The sequence below is a fragment of the Streptomyces sp. NPDC052064 genome, assembly GCF_055585925.1.
In genome coordinates, this window is sequence record NZ_JBVJJE010000011.1 from 157473 (window position 1) to 174795 (window position 17323).

At 70.8% G+C, this 17323-nt stretch carries 10 protein-coding genes and 8 pseudogenes; 6 read left to right on the forward strand and 12 right to left on the reverse strand.

Annotated elements, in window-relative coordinates:
- The first annotated feature begins 6 nt into the window (after positions 1-6).
- Positions 7-1158, forward strand: coding sequence for an XdhC family protein (locus ACZ6TU_RS28385; RefSeq protein WP_467677440.1), 1152 nt, complete (start codon positions 7-9; stop codon positions 1156-1158).
- A 23-nt stretch (positions 1159-1181) separates the two neighbouring features.
- Here ACZ6TU_RS28385 and ACZ6TU_RS28390 read toward each other — a convergent pair whose 3' ends face one another.
- Positions 1182-2069 carry a helix-turn-helix domain-containing protein gene (locus ACZ6TU_RS28390; RefSeq protein WP_467677442.1) on the reverse strand — a complete coding sequence of 296 codons (888 nt, stop codon included), beginning with the start codon at positions 2067-2069 and terminating at the stop codon, positions 1182-1184.
- Between the two features lie 137 nt (positions 2070-2206).
- Between ACZ6TU_RS28390 and ACZ6TU_RS28395 the strand changes: the two are divergent.
- Positions 2207-2476: pseudogene (locus ACZ6TU_RS28395) on the forward strand (SDR family NAD(P)-dependent oxidoreductase); the annotation flags it as partial.
- 2 nt (positions 2477-2478) lie between these two features.
- Here ACZ6TU_RS28395 and ACZ6TU_RS28400 read toward each other — a convergent pair.
- Both ACZ6TU_RS28400 and ACZ6TU_RS28405 read right to left on the reverse strand, forming a co-directional pair.
- Positions 2479-3127: pseudogene (locus ACZ6TU_RS28400) on the reverse strand (alanine racemase); the annotation flags it as partial.
- Complete coding sequence (locus ACZ6TU_RS28405) at positions 3124-4128, reverse strand: ornithine cyclodeaminase family protein (RefSeq protein ID WP_469551918.1); 1005 nt, start codon at positions 4126-4128, stop codon at positions 3124-3126. The pseudogene ACZ6TU_RS28400 and the gene ACZ6TU_RS28405, both read right to left, overlap by 4 nt.
- Before the next feature lie 252 nt (positions 4129-4380).
- Here ACZ6TU_RS28405 and ACZ6TU_RS28410 point away from each other — a divergent pair, with 252 nt between their 5' ends.
- Both ACZ6TU_RS28410 and ACZ6TU_RS28415 read left to right on the forward strand, forming a co-directional pair.
- A complete protein-coding gene (locus ACZ6TU_RS28410; RefSeq protein WP_467677446.1) occupies positions 4381-5004 on the forward strand; it encodes a TetR family transcriptional regulator in 624 nt (207 codons plus the stop codon).
- A 7-nt stretch (positions 5005-5011) separates the two neighbouring features.
- Positions 5012-5128, forward strand: a pseudogene (locus ACZ6TU_RS28415) (IS5/IS1182 family transposase); the annotation flags it as partial.
- Positions 5129-5139: 11 nt separating this feature from the next.
- Here ACZ6TU_RS28415 and ACZ6TU_RS28420 read toward each other — a convergent pair.
- From ACZ6TU_RS28420 to ACZ6TU_RS28440, 5 genes and pseudogenes are all read right to left on the reverse strand, one after another.
- Entirely contained in the window at positions 5140-5667 is a 528-nt protein-coding gene (locus ACZ6TU_RS28420; protein WP_469551919.1) for a hypothetical protein, read from the reverse strand.
- Positions 5668-5780: 113 nt separating this feature from the next.
- Positions 5781-5906: pseudogene (locus ACZ6TU_RS28425) on the reverse strand (ABC transporter ATP-binding protein); the annotation flags it as partial.
- Positions 5907-5933: 27 nt separating this feature from the next.
- Positions 5934-7550, reverse strand: coding sequence for an MDR family MFS transporter (locus ACZ6TU_RS28430; RefSeq protein WP_467677449.1), 1617 nt, complete (start codon positions 7548-7550; stop codon positions 5934-5936).
- 88 nt (positions 7551-7638) lie between these two features.
- Complete coding sequence (locus tag ACZ6TU_RS28435) at positions 7639-8847, reverse strand: glycosyltransferase (protein WP_467677451.1); 1209 nt, start codon at positions 8845-8847, stop codon at positions 7639-7641.
- 107 nt (positions 8848-8954) lie between these two features.
- The gene (locus ACZ6TU_RS28440; RefSeq protein WP_467677452.1) at positions 8955-10280 is read right to left on the reverse strand and encodes a UDP-glucose dehydrogenase family protein; all 1326 of its coding nucleotides are present in this window, start codon (positions 10278-10280) and stop codon (positions 8955-8957) included.
- Between the two features lie 283 nt (positions 10281-10563).
- Here ACZ6TU_RS28440 and ACZ6TU_RS28445 point away from each other — a divergent pair, with 283 nt between their 5' ends.
- Entirely contained in the window at positions 10564-11247 is a 684-nt protein-coding gene (locus tag ACZ6TU_RS28445; RefSeq protein WP_467677454.1) for a TetR/AcrR family transcriptional regulator, read from the forward strand.
- Positions 11248-11262: 15 nt separating this feature from the next.
- Here the strand turns inward: ACZ6TU_RS28445 and ACZ6TU_RS28450 are convergent.
- Both ACZ6TU_RS28450 and ACZ6TU_RS28455 read right to left on the reverse strand, forming a co-directional pair.
- Positions 11263-11376: pseudogene (locus ACZ6TU_RS28450) on the reverse strand (oxidoreductase); the annotation flags it as partial.
- Positions 11358-11813 (reverse strand): annotated as a pseudogene (locus tag ACZ6TU_RS28455) (helix-turn-helix domain-containing protein); the annotation flags it as partial. The pseudogenes ACZ6TU_RS28450 and ACZ6TU_RS28455, both read right to left, overlap by 19 nt.
- A gap of 229 nt (positions 11814-12042) precedes the next feature.
- Here ACZ6TU_RS28455 and ACZ6TU_RS28460 point away from each other — a divergent pair.
- Positions 12043-12825, forward strand: a pseudogene (locus tag ACZ6TU_RS28460) (zinc-binding dehydrogenase); the annotation flags it as partial.
- A gap of 822 nt (positions 12826-13647) precedes the next feature.
- Here ACZ6TU_RS28460 and ACZ6TU_RS28465 read toward each other — a convergent pair.
- Both ACZ6TU_RS28465 and ACZ6TU_RS28470 read right to left on the reverse strand, forming a co-directional pair.
- Positions 13648-14415, reverse strand: a pseudogene (locus tag ACZ6TU_RS28465) (serine/threonine-protein kinase); the annotation flags it as partial.
- Positions 14416-14574: 159 nt separating this feature from the next.
- Positions 14575-17256: a cellulosome protein gene (locus ACZ6TU_RS28470; protein ID WP_469551922.1), complete on the reverse strand. Its 2682-nt coding sequence runs from the start codon at positions 17254-17256 to the stop codon at positions 14575-14577.
- Positions 17257-17323: the final 67 nt, after the last annotated feature.

A 17323-nucleotide genomic window follows, 5' to 3' on the forward strand; every position in this document is an offset into this window, starting at 1 on the left:
CCTTTCATGCTGAACATCGCGGACACTCTGTACCGCTGGTGCCGCGAGGCCCGCCCCTTCGCCCTCGCCACCGTCACCCGGGTCAGCGGCAGCGCACCCCTGCCACCCGGCACCGCACTGGCCGTGAACACCGACGGGGAGGCGGTCGGCAGCGTCTCCGGAGGGTGCGTGGAGGGCGCCGTCTACGAGCTGTGCCAACAGGTGCTGGAGACGGGCGAACCCCCGATACGGGCCTCGTTCGGCTACTCCGACGACGACGCCTTCGCCGTGGGCCTGACCTGCGGCGGTGAGTTGGAGGTCCTGGTGCAGCGGGTCGACCCCGCCGACCAGCCCCACCTCACCACCACCCTGGAACAGGTGTCGGCCGGTGTGCCCGTCGCCGTGGCACAGGTGATCGGCGGGCCGCAGCGCCTTCTCGGCCGCACCCTGTCCGTTTTCGGGGGTGGCAGCGCGTACGACGGGACACTGGGCAGCCGCCAGGCGGACCGGGCGGCGGCCAACCAGGTCCGCGCGCTGCTTCGGGCGGGCCGGACCGCCCGCGTCGAGGTCGGCGGGGACGCCGACACCTGCCCGGAGAAGCTGACGCTCCTGGTCCACACCCAGGCGGCGCCGCCCCGCATGCTGATCTTCGGCGCCGTCGACTTCGCCGCCGCCCTCAGCCAGGCCGGACGCTTCCTCGGCTACCACGTCACCGTCTGCGACGCCCGCCCCGTCTTCGCCACCACTCAGCGCTTCCCACACGCCGACGAGGTCGTCGTCGACTGGCCCCACCGCTACCTGGAGGCCACGGAAGTCGACGCCCGCACCGCGATCTGCGTCCTCACCCACGACGCCAAGTTCGACATCCCCCTGCTGCGCCTGGCCCTCACCCTCCCCGTCGGCTACATCGGCGCGATGGGCTCCCGGCGTACCCACGAACACCGCCTGGAACGTCTGCGTGAGACCGGCGTGCCCGAAGAGCACCTCGCGCTCCTGCACTCGCCGATCGGACTCGACCTCGGCGCCCACACCCCCGAAGAGACAGCGATCTCCATCACCGCCGAGATCATCGCCCGCGTCAACAACGGCACCGGCCTGCCCTTGTCCCGCGTCCCCGGCCCCATCCACGGTTCCGCCCCGGTGGCCGGGTTGTCACCCTCCTCGGTGCTGGCCGCATGACGGCGTGACATGCACCGGGGAGATCAGCGCAGCGGCTCCATTTCCCAACTGGCCAGCATCCGCAGGGCTTCCTCCGAGCGGGAGCCCGGCTCGGCGTGGTAGGTCATCAGCCGCATGGGGGCGCCCCCCGGCAGCGTCATGGGTTCGTGGACGAGGTCGAACTCTCCCACGAGCGGGTGCCGCATCCGCACGGGCTCGCCGGTGCTCGGACAGCTCACCTCGTGCCGTGTCCACAACTGCCGGAACTCCTCACTCTTCTGCGACAGCTCCTGGATCAGCGAAGAGAGGTGTGAATCCCCGGGGCTCTTGCCGGCGTTCATGCGCAGCACGCCGGCGATTCTCAGAGCGCTACGGTCCGGGTCGGCGAAGCGGTCGCGCGCCTCGGGCGAGAGGAAGAACAGCCGGGCCACGTTGCGCTCCTCGGGCGGCAGTTGGGCCCAGTCCCCGAAGACGGCGGTGGCGAGCCGGTTCCACCCCAGGATGTCCAGGCGCCGGCCGACGACGTAGGCGGGTACGCCGAGCGCGTCGAGCAGGTGCTGGACGGCGGGCCGCAGTCGCTGCGGCGAGGGTGCGGCCTGCGCCGTGCTCTGACGCTCGGGCTGAGCCAGCCGGACCAAATGGTCACTCTCCTCCTGGTTCAGGCGCAGGGCGCGGGCGACGGCGTCCAGCACCTCGGCCGACATGGTCTCGCCGTAGCCCTGCTCCAGGCGTGCGTAGTACGCGTACGACATTCCCGCCAACTGCGCCAACTCCTCGCGCCGCAGCCCGGGAACCCGCCGCCGCCCGTACGAGGGCAGGCCCACGTCCTCGGGCCTGAGCCGGGCCCTGCGGGAACGCAGGAACTCCCTCAGTTCAGTACGCCGGTCGAGTCCGGACGTCACCTGGTCACCGTGCGCCCCGTCTGAAGACATCTCTGTCCTCCAGTTGTCAAACGTGCCTCGCTGATGCGGGCAGCGTACAGCAGCGAATCCACGACTCATCTTGATACTAAGTCTCAATCCGATGTAGAGTCTTCTCGTAAGACTTAATTCGAAACGGGAGTGTTCTCGTGAGCAAGATCTGGTTCATCACCGGCTCCTCGCGCGGCTTCGGCCGCCAGTTCGTCCAGGCGGCCCTGGAGCGCGGCGACAGGGTCGCGGCCACCGCCCGCACCACCGACTCCCTCGCGGACCTGGTGGCCGCCCACGGCGAGGCGATCCTTCCGCTGACCCTGGACGTCACCGACAAGGCCGCCGTCACCGAGGCCCCCAAGCGGGCGCACGACCACTTCGGCCGTCTGGACGTCGTCGTCAACAACGCCGACTACGGCCTGTTCGGCACCAGCCGCTCGGCCGCGGTGACGGCGGTGTCACGTTCCTTCTTCGCCGCCAGACGCAGTTCCCCGGCGGTGTAGGCGAAGTAGGACTCACCCGCGTGGGTCAGCACGCCGTCCAGGCAGCCCGCGTCGTGCAGGATGCCGCCGATTTCGCGGAGTGCGGGGTCGTCGGGCTTGAGGCCCCCGCGGTGGCCGTCACAGTCGATCTCGATCTGGGTCGGGACGGGAAGGCCGGACTGGCGGGAGGCTTCGGCGACGAACTCCGCCTGGGTGGTGCTGTCCAGCAGGATGCGCAGGGTGACACCGCGGCGCAGCAGTGCGAGGACACGCGGGAGTTTGTGGGGGGGGGGGTGGGGGGGGCGATGCCGACGGCGTAGGTGATGTCGGTGTAGCCGCCGTCGGCGAACGCCTCGGCCTCGGCGAGGGTGGAGACGGTGATGGGGCAGGGAGAGCCGTCGTGCAGGAGGGCGGCGCATCCAGGCTCTTGGCCGTCTTCACGTGGGGGCGCAGGGCGACCGCGAGCCGGTCGGCCTTGGCTGCCAGTCGTTCGATGTTGCGTCGGGTCTTGTGGATGTCGACGACGGCGAACGGGGTGTCGGGGTCGGTAAGCGTCCGGACGGCGCTGCGGCTGGTGGCGGGTCCGAGGGTGTTCACAGGGAGATGTCCATTTTCTTCAGAAGGGCCAGGCCCAGATACAGGTCCTGCAGTCCGATTCCGGAGCTGTCGAAGATCGTGATGCCGCTGTCGTCGGTGCGTCCCGTGGCGCGGTGGGTCAGGACCTCGCCGAGTGGGGTGAGGACCGCCTCGGCAGGAGCGTGCTGGCTCTCGCCCATGAGGCGGGCCTGCTCGGACAGGTCGCAGAAGACGCGCGCACGGCTGAACAGGTCGGACGGGAGTTCCCGCTTGCCGGGGGCGTCGGCGCCCATGCAGGAGATATGCGTACCGGGGCGGACCCACGTGGCATCGAACAGCGGCGGGGTGTCGATCGTGGCGGTGGTGGCGGTGACGATCACATCGGCCCGGGCGCAGGCTTCCTCGGCGCCGACGCCACGGGCGTTGTGTCCTTCCGCGGCCAGCGCCGCGGCCATCTGCTCGGCCCGCTCCGAGGTTCGTCCCACGACCAGGACCTCGTCGAGGGGACGGATGCGGCTGACGGCCGCCACCTCGTAGGCCGCCTGGTGCCCGGTGCCGAAGACGGCCAGGGTGGTGGCGTCGGCCCGGGCCAGAAGGTCGACGGCCAGGGCGTCGGCCGCAGCGGTCCGGTAGGCGTTCGCGGTGCCGACCTCCAGGACGACCGCGATCCTGCCGGTCGTCTGGTCGAAGAGCAGCAGGGCGGAGTGGTGGCGCGGCAGCCCGTGCTCCGCGTTGCCCGGCCAGTAGGTACCGATCTTCACCCCGGCATGCGTCGCCGACGCGGACGGCTTGAGCGTGAATCGGTTGCGCGGGTCGGACCCGTGGACGGCGAGACTGGGAAAGACCGGCCCGTCCACCGTCGCGGCGAAGGCGGCACGGGCCGCTTCGAGGGCCAGGTCCTCATCCATGATCGCGGCGGTCTGCTCCTCGGTGATGTGGAGCAGGCGGTGTGCGGCCGGTGGCCGGCCGGAGCCGGGCGAGGGAGCGGGCGCGGGCTCGGTGGCCGATCCGGCGGAGGTCATGGACTGCCCTTCACTCGGCGTAGTTGTAGACGATCGCCCGGGAGGCACCGAGCCGTACGAGTGCCCTCTTGTCCGATGCGTTTCACAAGGCCTGCCCGAGAAGCGATTCTGGACCGGGTGTCCAGACCTGGACGGAAAATCTAGACACTCTTCGGGTGGTCGTCCAGTAGGCCGGGGCGCTCGGCGAGGTGGTCGAGGTCGCTCGGGTTTGATACTCGGTATCAAATTGAGTCCTTGCTGTACCCTTCTGGCATGACCGAGACCGCCCGTACCGCCGCACAGTCCGCAGGCAAGCCGCCCGGCTTGCGTGAGCGCATGCGTGCGACGGTTCGGGCGGAAGTGGTCGAGGTGGCGCACCGGCTCTTCACCGAGCAGGGGTTCGACAAGACGACCGTCGACCAGATCGCCGCCGAGGTGGGTCTGTCGCGCGCCAGCCTGTTCCGGTACTTCGGCACCAAGGAGGACATCGTCCTCGGGCGCTTGGCGGAGTCCGGTCGCCGGATCGCGGAGGCGCTCGCCGCCCGCCCCGACGACGAGCCGCCCTGGGAGGCGCTGCGCCGGTCGTTCGATGTCCTGACGCGGATGAACGAGCAGGCACCGGAACAGGCACTCAGCTATCTGCGCATGCTCCAGGAGACCCCGTCGCTGCGCGCCGGCCACTATGAGAAGCAACGGAGCTGGCAGGAACTGCTGGTGCCGGAGGTCGCCCGGCGACTCGGGGTCAGCCCCGACCGGCCGGAGGACACCAGGCCGAGCGCACTGGCCGCCGCCGCGCTCGCCTGCCTGGACGTGGCCGCCACGGGGTGGGTGGCTTGCGAGGGCACTGTTCCCCTGGCCGTGCTGCTCGACCGGGCGATGGGCGCGCTGGCGGGGTAGCCCGGCCTCCCGCGGCGTCCGGCACCGCCTCGCCCGCAAGGGCATCGAGTCATCCCAACGACTGGGCCGGCACCGATGGGTCGTGGAACGGCCCATCTCCTGGCCGTCCGGCTGCCGACGCCTCTGAATGACGGCTTACAGTTGGTCCCCCATGCCGGCTGGTTCTGGAGGATGCGGCCCGCCACCGTCCTTGATGTCCTGCTCGCAGGTTCGTCCGTCGTGGGACTGGTCATTCGGGATCAACAGCACTCCGGCAACCTGCTCAGGGTGCTGGACGGCGAGCCAGTCGTCGCCCGTGAGGTCACCGTCCGGCCCGAACGCCTGGGACGAATAAACCGTATGACACCCCAACGCCACGCGCTCCTTATCGACCGCGCAGGCGTCCACTGCAGGGCCGGATATCTCGTCGGCGCCGTCCAAGCGGTAGTGGAAGTGGACCTGGTCACCTTCGGAGGGCACCTGCGGGTGGGGCTCAAGGCGCCAGTCAACGACCTCGGCGGTGACGCCGAGAGGCCGCCCAGACGTGTCCTCGACCTGCACCCTGACACCCGCCTCACCGCGCTCCGCGGTCGTGTCGGTGCAGCCCCAGTGGGAAGAGCAGCCGGACAGGGCGAGAATCACCAGAGCCAACGGAGCACCGGCAAGTACCCGTGCGGGGGACATTCAGGTGACCTCCAGTCAGGGTGGAGCGGAGCAGTGTATCCCGGGGCATGGCAGCTGCGGGTGATAGCGACGAGCGCCTGCGGCGGTGAATCCTCGCCCTCATCGCCGTCGCCACCAGCCTCACCCATGATCGCGGTGTACTCGCCCTGGTGGAAGTTCACAGTGACGTGGTCCAGGGCGATCACCCGGGTCTCGCCCTGTCCGTACACGTGGGACAGATCCGCGGCGCGTGCGGCCAGGACCTGACATTCGACGTTCCCTGGACGCTACTCGTCGGAGAGCGTGAGGTCGGGAACCCGCCAGGCCGCCAGCGCGAAGGCGGCCAGGGACACCGCGGCGCCGGTGAGGAAGACGATGCGCATCGAGGTGACGTAGCCCTCCAGGAACGGCAGTGCCGCGCTCGGGTCGAGGGTGCGCAGGAAGGCGGAGTCCTCCAGGCTGACGCCGCCGCCGGGTCGGAGGACACCCGTCAGGGCGTGCGCGTTGTCGGGCTGGGCCAGCAGGTGGCGGTAGGCCGGGTCGTGGCGGGCCTCGGCCAGTCGCTCGGCGATGCTGCCGGCCGCCGTGGTGAACAGGATCGACAGGAACGCCGCGGTGCCGACCGTGCCGCCGTTGGAGCGGAAGAAGTTGACGGATGCCGTCGCCGCGCCCATGTCCGTACGGGGCACCTCGCACTGCGCGAGCGTGGTGAGCGTCTGCATCGACGCACCGAGTCCCGCGCCCATCAGGGCCATGCCGAGCGCAGGGTGCCACAGCGGGCTGTCCACGCGCAGCGTGGCGAACACGAGCATCGCGGCGGTGAACGAGCCGACGCCGGCGACGAGATGGACCTTGAACCGGCCGGTCCGGGCGATCATCCGGCCCGTCAGCAGCGTCACCGCGAGGTTCGCGGCGACCGTGGGCAGGGTGGCCACGCCCGCCTCGATGGGGCTCATGCCGCGCACGAGCTGGAGATAGAGCGGCAGCGTCGTCATCGCGCCGAACATGCCGATGCCGACGACGAAGTGCAGCCCGACGCCCAGCCGGAAGGTCCGGATGCGGAACAGGCGCGGCGGCAGCAGCGCGGCGTCGCCCGACCGCCGCTCCACCACGACGAACACGGCCAGCCCTGCCACTCCGATCGCGTACATCGACAGGGCCCGGGGCGAGTCCCACCCCCAGGTGCGTCCCTGCTCGGCGACCGTCAGCAGCGGCACGAGTCCCACGGCCAGGGCGAGCGCCCCGGCGTGGTCGAGCCGGTGCCGGACCCGCCGGTGCGGGAAGCGCAGCACGCGCGTGATCGCCACCGCGGCCGCGGCGGCGAGCGGCACGTTGATCAGGAAAATCCAGCGCCAGCCGGCTATCCCGAGCAGCTCGGCCCGGTCCGCGAACGCTCCGCCCACCAGCGGGCCGACGATGCTGGCGCCGCCGAACACGGCCATGAAGTAGCCCTGGTAGCGGCCCCTTTCGCGCGGGGTGGTGATGTCGGCGACGATCGTCATCGCGAGCGACATCAGCCCGCCCCCGCCGAGACCCTGCACGGCGCGGAACGCCGCGAGTTCGTAGATCGACGTGGCGCATCCGCACAGCAGCGAGCCGACGGTGAACAGGGCGATCGCGGCGAGGTAGACGGGCCTGCGGCCGTGGATGTCGGAGAGCTTGCCGTAGAGCGGCGTCGCGATGGTGGCGGTGATGAGATACGCGGTGGTCACCCATGCCTGGGCGGTCAGCCCGTGCAGGTCGTCGGCGATGGTCCGCAGCGCGGACGAGACCACTGTCTGGTCCAGCGCCCCCAGGAACATGCCGAGCACCAGCCCGGACATGACGGTGGTGATCTGCCGGTGACTGAGCCGCGGGGGCATGTCCCCGGCCGCGCCCTGTTCTTGGGTGTCGGAGAAGGTCACGTGTCGTCCTCGGGGTGGGGGCGGGTACGGCGCGCGGGCGCGGGCCGCCCCGGGGCTCCGGAGCGGCCCGCGCCGGGGGCAGGGGCGGCTAGCCGACGATGCCGGCCAGGTCGCCGACCGCCTGCTCGATCTCCGGCAGTGTCAGCATCGCCAGTTGGGCCGACCGGGCCCGCGCCCGGGGCTCGGGATCGGTGAGGAGTTTGCGGCACACGTCGGCGATGCCGGCCGCGCTGCGGTCCTCGATGTGACGACCCAGGCCCAGCTCCTCCACACGTTCCGCGTTGGCGGGCTGGTCCCCGAAGTGCGGCAGGACCGCCAGCGGCGTGCCGGTGCGCATGGCCTCGCGGATGCTGTTGAAACCGCCGTGGGTGAGGAACAGGTCGACCGACTCCAGCAGCAGCGGCTGCGGCACCCGCTCCGTGACATGGACGTGCCCGGGCAGCCCCTCGGTGCCCACCGGCACCCCGGACGTCGACACGACCACGGTGCAGTCGTCCAACTCGGCAGCCGCCTCCAGAATCGCGCGCAGGCTCTCGGTGGGGTCCGGCAGCTTCACGGGCAGAGGTGCCGCCCCGTCCGCCGTGCGCTCACTCATCTTCGGCAGGGCGGTACCGATCGCGGCGTACACCAGCGGCCGGTCCGTGGGCAGTTCGGCGGCCCACTCCGGCAGCACCCCACCGCGCTCGACGTCCACCGTCTGCCGGTAGGCCCATGTCTTGGGCAGGTGCCGGGCGAACGAGAAGGCGGGCGGCACGTAGTCGACCCGGCCGTGCGGTACGACGGACAGCGGATCGTCCCGCACGGGCAGGTCCAGCTCCGCGCGCCGCTCGTTCAGCTGCGGCAGCACATCGGCGGGGTCCAGGATGTTGCTGAACCCGGAAGGCGTCGGCAACTGCGGCACGCCGAGCAGTTCGGCGGTGAGCACCGCGCCCATGTCCATACCGTCCCGCAGGATCAGATCGGGCCGGAAATCCCGGGCGAGGGGGAGCAGAACGTCCAGATGAGGCTTGACTCCCGGCCCGGCCACGTTGCGCATCAGCAGCCGGGTCAGCGCGTCCGTCGGCTGCGTCAGGTCGGCGGTGTCCTGGAGCTCCGCGAGGTACGGTCCCATCGCGGCGAGCGGATCGAACTCCGGTAAAGCGGCGTTCACCTGTACGTCGTCGTCGCGGAAGACGGGGACGAGGGCCTCGGTGGTGACCACCAGCACCTGATGCCCGGCCTCGGCGAGGGCGCGCAGCAGGGGCAGCTGAGCACGCCCGTGGGAGGGGCTGCCGAGCGTGGTGCACAGAACCCGCATGGGGGTGAGCCTTTCTCTAGGGATTCTTCTTCGGAGGGAAGGAGGAGTTGGGCGTGCGTCCGGGCCCGACAGGGCGCGACCGGCGCGCCGGTCGCCCCGCACAGGTGTCACGCCACCTGTGTCGGTGCCTCCGCGGGCCGCCCGACGCCGTGCCAGCTCAGCCCGGCCCGCGCGAGCCGGTCCGCGTCCAGCAGGTTGCGGAAGTCGTGGACCTCCTGGCCGGCCATGCGCGCGGCGATCGCCGCCCAGTCGAGGTCGCGCAGCTCCGGCCACTCGGTGAGGACGAGACAGGCCGCCGCCCCCTCCGCCGCCCGCACCGGGTCGTCGGCGAGTTCGACGAGATCGCTCAGATCGGGCCGCTCCTCACGCAACGCCGGGTCGTACGCCGTGAGTTCGGCGCCGCGCTCGCGCAGCAGCCGGGCGACGGAGAGCGCGGGGGAGTCGCGCAGGTCGGAGGTGCCGGCCTTGAAGGTCAGGCCGTACAGGGCGAGTCGTACGCCGTGCAGCGAGCCGTCCGCGCCGCGCCCGCACGCGGCGGCGACACGTTCGACGAGCTGCTGTTGGTGGGTGACGTTGGTCTCGATGGTGGCGCGCAGCAACGGGAAGTCGATCCCGGCCAGTTCGCACACGGTCAGCAGGGCGTGGGTGTCCTTGGGCAGACAGGAGCCGCCCCAGCCGGGTCCGGGCCGCAGGAACGCGGAGCCGATGCGCGGGTCCCGGCCGATGCCCTCGGTGACATCGTTGATGTCGGCGCCGAAGCGTTCGCAGACCGTGGCGAGGTTGTTGGCGAAGGACAGCTTCATCGCGAGGAAGAAGTTGGCCGCGTACTTGGTCAGTTCGGCGCTGGCGGGGTCGGTGAGCACCAGCGGCGCGTCCAGTCCGGCGTACAGGTCGGCGACGCGCCGGGCGGCGTCCCGGTCGGCGGAGCCGATGACGATCCGGTCGGGGTGCAGGAAGTCGTGGACGGCGCGGCCCTCGCGAAGGAACTCCGGGTTGCTCACCACGGCCACGTCGTCCCGGCCGAGCAGCGCGGCGACGCGCTCGCACGTTCCGACGGGCACGGTCGACTTGTTGACGACGACACAGCCGGGCGGCAGTACGTCGCGGATCTGCGCGGCGACGGCCTCCACGGCGGCGAGGTCGGCCGCGCCGCCCGCCCCCATGGGCGTGGGCAGGCACAGGAACACCACCTCCGCCTCGGCGACGGCGGCCGCGGTGTCGCCGGTGAAGTGGAGCCGGGCCGCGTCCAGCGCGTCCCGGACGGTCTCTTGCAGACCAGGCTCCAAGATGTCCACCCGGGCTTCGCGCAGCCGCTCGACCTTGTACGGGTCGGCGTCCGCGCACCCCACGGAGTGCCCAAGTGAGGCCAGACAGGCTCCGGTTGTGAGTCCGACGTAGCCGGTTCCGATCACGGCGACGCGTCGAGCAGGCACAGAAGATCACCTTTTCCGGTCGGTGGGGGCCTGCCTGCGACGGTCGGGGGCGCGGAGGGCGAGCTCGATCGCGTCGTGCGGGCGGACCTGGAAGGGCCGACTCCGTCGTACGGCCCGGGCAGAGAGAGGACTTAGTAACCAATCGTTGACCTGAGTCAGGTATCGCATGCGGCGAGAACATAAGTCAACGATTGATGACATCGGTCGGTGACTTTGAGACAGCCGCCGCAGACTGGAACATGGGCGGATGGCGGAAGCGCCGTGGACCACGGAGGTGCGGTACGTGACCGGAGTACAGAACGGCGAGGCGGCAAAGGCGGTGGCCCGCCGGCCCGCCCACAAACGCTCGGCCTCGGCGACGCGAACGGCGCTGCGGGCCGCCGCGGCCTTCCGCTTCGGCAAGTACGGCTACGAGGGCACCAGCGTGCGCGACATAGCTGGCGACGTCGGCGTGGACGCCGCCCTCGTCTACCGCTACTTCGGCTCGAAAGAAGCGCTGTTCAACGACGTTTCCGGTACAGGCAAGATGTTCGAGCCGCTGCTGAACGAGCCGGTCGAGACGATCCCCGACTGGTTCTGCGCGCTGCTCATGGGGCAGCCGAGGGAGGGTGACTTCCCGCACCCGGTGCTCTCCGTGCTGCGGTCCTCCGGCCGGGACGAGGCGGTGGCGCGACTGCGGGCGGATTTCACGGAAGTGTTCTCCAACCGCCTGGCCGCCCGCCTCGACGGCCCCGACGCCGACTTGAGGGCGGAACTCCTTGCGGCCTGGATGCTCGGCACCAGCCTGATGCGCACGGAGATCCGCCCACCCGCCCTGGTCTCGGCGCCGGACGCCACGCTGGAGCGGTACCTGCGCGCGGGCATCGAGGTCCTGCTGGGCCCGGCGCCGGAAGACGACGACCGGGCGGCCGGGGCCGGGGCCGGGGGTGGGGACGGGGACGAGGAACGCGCCGTCGGCGACAACTGACGGCGGCGCAACCCGTCAGGCAGAAGGGCGGGTGACGACATTGATGTTGAACGTGGGAGAACCCAGACCGCCCGCGATGCCCATGAACAGCAGGGCGAAATGCTCCTGTCCGCGTGCTGTGGTGATGCCGAGGCGCGGGCGAGCTGGTTGGCGGCGGGCAGATCCAGACGGCCGTTGACGACGAACGCGGCCCCGGTGGTGATGGCGTCCAGGACCCATTGCAGGCTCCTGTGCAGGGTGCGCTGCCTGCTGGAGCGGGGCCGGGGGCGGGCGAGGGCGTCGGAGCCCTCGGCGGCTTGGGCCAGATGGAGCAGGTGGGCGCGTTCCGCGTCGTCGAGCTGGAGGGCGCGGGCGACGGCTTCGAGCACGGCGGGTGAGACGCTGGCGAGGTCGCCGCGTTCGAGCTTGGCGTAGTACTCGACGCTGACGTCGGCCAGGGCTGCGACCTCGCTGCGGCGCAGCCCGGGGACGCGGCGCCGGGTGCCGGCCGGCAGCCCGGCCTGCGCGGGTGTGGTCTTGGCTCGCCGCGAGGTGAGGAACTCGCGGACTTCGTCACGGTTGTCCACAGCACGACCGTACGGCCGAGTCCGGCGGCGTGGGGTGTACTGCCAGTACACCCCTCATCAGTAACTCCCTGCCCGCGCCATGGGCTGGTTCCCTGGATGTCGTGGTGCTTTCCGCTCCGCCGTCACCGGTGGCGCGGCCTGATCGGAAGCGCCTCGGGCGGTGACGTGACCCACCTGGCACGACTCGGCGCTGCGGGCGCCGGCACACAGAAGGCAAGGAGACGCAGTCATGCGTGGAGTAGTCATGTACACGGCAGGCGATGTCCGGGTGGAGGAGCGTGAGGACCCGAAGATCATCGAGCCCACCCACGCGATCGTCCGGCTGACCGCGACCTGTATCTGCGGGTCGGACCTGTGGCCCTACCGCGGGGTCGAGCCCGCCGACCACACGGCCATGGGCCACGAGTACGCGGGCGTGGTCGAGGAGGTCGGCGACGACCTGCGGAACGTCAAGGTGGGCGACTTCGTCGTCGGGTCGTTCGTGATCTCCGACAACACCTGCGAGATCTGCCGCTCGGGCTGCCAGTCCGGCTGTGTGCACCGCGAATTCGTGGCAGGGACGATCGGCACCCAGGCCGAGAAGGCCCGCATCCCCCACGCGGACGGCACCCTCGTGCCCACACCCGGGCAGCCGGACGAGGACCTGATCCCCTCGCTGCTGGCCGCCTCCGACGTTCTCGGCACCGGCTGGTACGGAGCCGTCGCCGCCGAGGCCGGCCCGGGTAAGACCGTCGCGGTCGTCGGCGACGGCGCGGTCGGCCTGATGGCCGTCCTCGCCGCCAAACAGCTCGGCGCCGAGCGGATCATCGCGATGTCCCGCCACCCCGAACGGCAGGAGCTCGCCCGGTTCTACGGCGCGACCGACATCGTCGAGGAGCGCGGTGACGCGGGCGTGGCGAGGATCAAGGAACTGACGGGCGGGCTGGGCGCGCACTCGGTGGTCGAGGCCGTCGGCACCCAGGAGTCGACCATGCAGGCCATCAACTCCACCCGCCCCGGCGGCCACCTCGGCCTGCACGAACAGGATCCGGGCGCGGGCGAGCGCACCGGTCGACAGGTGCTGTACGGCGGCTGCCGCCTGGTCGGCGTTGGTGGGCGCGACCCGTGCCAGGCCGGGAACGGCGGACCAGGAGTCGGCCGTGAGGACGGAACCGAACGCGGGCAGGCCGCCGGCCGTCAGCGCCTCCACCATGTCCTGGCTGGCGGCGGTGCTGCCGCCCAGACCGAGCGCCGCCACGATCCGCTCGGCACGCCGGGCCCCGAGCACCTGCCCGACCGTGTGGTTCCGCTGCTGGGCGGAGCCTCCGGTCTGGCCGAACAGCAGCCGGACCGGGGCGCCTTCGGCCTGGCCGGCGAGTCTCCCGTTGGTCCTGAGCTGGGCGAAATAGGCGCCCTCCAGATCACGCCGTACCGCCTCCATCGAGGCGACGCCGTCGAACTCCTCGGTGAGGGGCGTCAGATACACCATCGACACGTACCGCCGCCCGCCCGGCTTCGCGGCGGCCGCCACCACCCGCCGGTTCTCCGCGGCGATCCGCTCCAGCACCGGGGCGACGGCCCGGCTCGACGTGCGGCGCAGCAGCTCGGGCGACACGTCCGCGTCCAGCAGACCGACACATCTGCGCATACGCCCCTCACCGAGGGCGGTCATACCGTCCGCGCACGGCAGGACAGCCGACGCCCCCGACCGTGACACATCCCCAGGCAGGAGCAGAGCGGTGAGCGCGGCCAGCGCGGCGACCGCCGCCCTCCCGGGGCGCCGGTGCCGTACCGGTCGCGCGCTGTCGGCCTCGCCGTCGCCCCGCTCGGCCCTGGTAGCCAGGCGCAGCACCTCCTCCAGGCCTGGCCGCCGGGTGGGGTCCTTGGTGAGACAGCGGATAACCAGCCCGCGCAGCGCTCCGGGAAGGCCGGTCAGATCCGGCTCCTGGTGCACCACCGCGAAGGCCACCGCGATCGGCTCCAGTTCCGCCGCCTCGGGATCCTCGAAGGGACTTCGGCCCGACGCGGCGAAGGCCAGGACGCCACCGAGCGCGAACACATCCGTCGCCGGGGAGACCTCCTGGGCCGAGATCAGCTGCTCCGGCGCCATGAAGGCCGGGGTGCCCACCAGCGCGCCGTTGCGGGTGAGCGCCCGGCTCTGGGCGATGGAACGGGCGATACCGAAGTCGATGACCAGTACGCCGTCGTCGGCCAGCAGTATGTTGGCAGGCTTCAGATCCCGGTGCACGAGCCCCTGCCGGTGGATGTCGCGCAACGCCTCCGCGAGCTGTCCGGCCAGTCGGACCACATCGGCCACGGGCAGCGGACCACAGGACCGCACTCGGTCGTCCAAGGAGTCGCCGACCACGTACTGCGTCGCCAGCCAGGGCGGATCGCCGTCCGGGTCGGCGTCCAGGACGGGCGCCGTGAACGCCCCGCTCACCTTGCGGGCCGCCGCCACCTCGCGCCGGAACCGGGCACGGAAGTGCGGCTCGTCCGCGTACTCGGGCCGGATCACCTTCAGCGCCACGCGCCGTCCGGCGGCGCTGCGCGCGAGGTACACCACGCCCATTCCGCCGGCACCGAGGCGCCGTTCCACGGTGAACTCCCCGATCCGCCGCACCGTGCCAACGTAGCGGCGCGGGGGCCCCGGTTTCCGCCTTCCGGGCGTACGGCCTCCCTCATCACACCTGTGGGTGACACCGCGCGGGCACTGACGCGCGGGGCGAGGCGCCGACCGGGTTTCCGGATCGGCGCCTCGCGGTCGGAGCGGCTACTTCGCCTACTTCGCCGCCATCGGCGTGACGGCGATCCGGTCGATCACCGGTGCGTACGGGGATCGCTGGTCGTACTGGTTGTACGTGTCGCCGTCGAAGTCCGGCAGTTCCTCCGCCGTGAAGGTGAGCCGGTTCTTGCCCTTCTCGAGGGTGACCGGGACGGTCAGGTCCCAGAAGTTGTTGAAGTGGAAGGTGGTCGGGAACAGCACCCGGCGTGCCGGTCCGCCATTGACGGAGAGGTCCGCGTGGCGGGCGATCGGGTCGGGGTTGTAGTGGGTGGCCGGAGCCTGCTCGGCGTTGGAGTAGCGGATGGTCAGCGCGTGCCGCCCGGCCCTGGCGGCCACCACGTCGACGCTGAGGGCGTTGGCCTTTCCGTCGCCGATGCCGGTGACGGCCTTGCCGTTCGTGGCGAAGGTGTAGGCGTCGGTGACCTTCGCCGCCCCGGTGAGCGTGCCGTTCTCCGCCTGCTGGACGCTGGGCACCAGGGTGCCCTTCGACGGGGTGACCCGCAGCCGGTCGAGGACGAGTTCGCGTGCCGTACCGGTCACGGTGATCTTGTTGATGCCGCCGGACAGGAACATCCGGACCGTGTCCGTGCCCTTCTTGGTCCCGCCGGTCTTCGGCAGGTCGAGCTTCTCGCCGTTGAGTGCCAGGCTCGCGTGGCCGCCGCCCAAGTGGTCGACCGACACGGTCGATTCACCGTCGGTGGGGGAGTGGACCCAGAAGGTCGCGGAGGCGCCCTTGGGCAGCGGAACCGCGCCCGGCCCCGAGGCAGTGCGGTCCGTGTAGCGCGGCTCGGTACCGGTGAGGGTGGCGTACTCGGCCTCGTAGACCGCCGGGGCGGTCACCTTCTCGTCCCGCAGGGACAGGTCGATCTTGTCGATGATCGCGTCACCCTTGGTGACCCCGAGGTCGGGGTCCTGCGCGGCCAGTGTGATCCGGTGCTTGCCGGCCGTCAGCTTCACCGTCGTGTCGGTGTGGCCCCACACCACCCACTTGTAGCCCAGCGGCAGCCGCAGCTCCTGCGGTTCCTTGCCGTCGACACGCAGGAAGACATTGGTCGGGCCCTGCTCCTTCACCAGGTCGTACAGGTTGTAGGAGTTGGCGAAGACGCTCAGGTCGTACGTGCCGTCCTGGGGGACCTCGACGTCGAAGGCGAGGACCCCGTCGGAGCCGGTGCGCAGACCGCCCACGTTGTAGGCGCCCGACGTGGCGAACTTGCCGACGTCGGAGGGCGTGCCCTCGGGGCCGTTCCTGGAGTAACCCTTGCCGGTGTAGGTGGCGTTCTCGGCCTCGTACGTCTTGCGCCAGCTGACCGAAGGCGCGGCCGGCTTCGCGCCGTTGCCGCCGGGGGAGAGGATGACCTGGTAGGCGGACATCTCGTTCATGCCGGTCATCGGCAGCGTGACCGAGCCGTCCGACCCGACCGTCAGTTCCTGGTCCGCGAGCCGCAACGGCTGTGCCGAGTCGCCGACCTGCCCGCTCCAGGGGATCTCCTGGACGGTGGCGCGTACGGTCTTCCCGAACAGCTTCGGGTCGATGTGGTCGAAGACGATGTCGGCGTCACCGCTCTTGCCGCCGAAGAGGGCCCGGGACTGCTTCTTGTCCTCGTCGAGGGTGGCCACGCCCTGGAGCGTGTACTGCTGGTTGGGGTGCGGGGCGGTCACCTTCACGGTGTGGCCGGACATCTGCCCGTAGGCGTTGAACAGCCACCACTGGCCGTTGCCCTTGTTGGCCTCCACGGCCGAGTCGTTGAGGTTGCCGTCGATGTTCCAGTAGGCCAGGTCGGCGTCGATCTTCGACTCCTCGATGGCGGAGACCCACTGGACGACCTGGCCGGGCACGGACAGGTGGTAGTTGTGCCCGTACTCGTTGACGTTGATCGGCAGCGGGCCGACCCCGACGTCCTTCTCCATCTGCCGGTACTTCGCCACGTTCGTGCGGACCGCGGCGGGCGACGACAGCTCGTGCCAGGTCATCACGTCCGGCACCACGTCGTTGGCCTTGGCGTACTGCAGGAAGCCCTTGACCTGGTTGTAGAGCACGCTGGTGTTGGGGCCGGCGATGCGGGCGTCCGGGTCGAGGCCCTTGATGAGGTGGTAGACCTCCTTCCAGGCCGCGAAGTAGTGCCGCGGGTCGTTCAGCCAGGAGACCTTGTTGTAACTCCACTCGCCGGTCCCGAACATGTTCCCTTCGGGCTCGTTGAAGGGCACGTAGACGACGTTGTCCTTGTACTCGCCCATGGTCAGGACCTGCTGGACCTGCTTCTTGATCTTCTCCTTGAAGCCGGCCAGCCGCGCCGGACCGTCCGCGCCCGGCCACTGGTAAGGGAAGCCGCGGTAGATGTCGGTCATGTAGATGTAGACGTCCTTGCCGCCCGAGTCCACGAACGGCGGCAGCATCTCCAGCGCGTCCGCTCCCGGGTGCTGCGGACCGTCCTGTGCCTTCGTCGAAACCGTGCGCAGGTGCATGCCCTCGATGAGGTTGCGGCTCGGCACGCCGTCGCCGTACACGCCGTACAGCGAGCCGGCGGCGCCGCCGTGGAAGGCGCCGGTGTCGGTGGCGAGGTCGATGACGAGCCGTTCCCGCTCCGCGGCCCCGGCGGTTCCCGCGTAAGGGCCGGCCAGGAGGGTGGCGAGGGCGGCCGTCGCCGCGGCTCCGGCCACAGTCGTTCTACTTCGTCGCACTGAGGTCTCCGTGGTTTCCGTACTGCTCGGACGCTGACTGCTCGGACGCTGAATCGGAGGCTGAAGG

What these genes read in the sequence shown, in the direction of transcription:
- ACZ6TU_RS28385 (WP_467677440.1), top strand. Translation starts at nt 7, where the DNA reads ATGCTGAACATCGCGGACACTCTGTACCGCTGGTGCCGCGAGGCCCGC.
- ACZ6TU_RS28390 (WP_467677442.1), bottom strand. Translation starts at nt 2,069, where the DNA reads ATGTCTTCAGACGGGGCGCACGGTGACCAGGTGACGTCCGGACTCGAC.
- ACZ6TU_RS28405 (WP_469551918.1), bottom strand. Translation starts at nt 4,128, where the DNA reads ATGACCTCCGCCGGATCGGCCACCGAGCCCGCGCCCGCTCCCTCGCCC.
- ACZ6TU_RS28410 (WP_467677446.1), top strand. Translation starts at nt 4,381, where the DNA reads ATGACCGAGACCGCCCGTACCGCCGCACAGTCCGCAGGCAAGCCGCCC.
- ACZ6TU_RS28420 (WP_469551919.1), bottom strand. Translation starts at nt 5,667, where the DNA reads ATGTCCCCCGCACGGGTACTTGCCGGTGCTCCGTTGGCTCTGGTGATT.
- ACZ6TU_RS28435 (WP_467677451.1), bottom strand. Translation starts at nt 8,847, where the DNA reads ATGCGGGTTCTGTGCACCACGCTCGGCAGCCCCTCCCACGGGCGTGCT.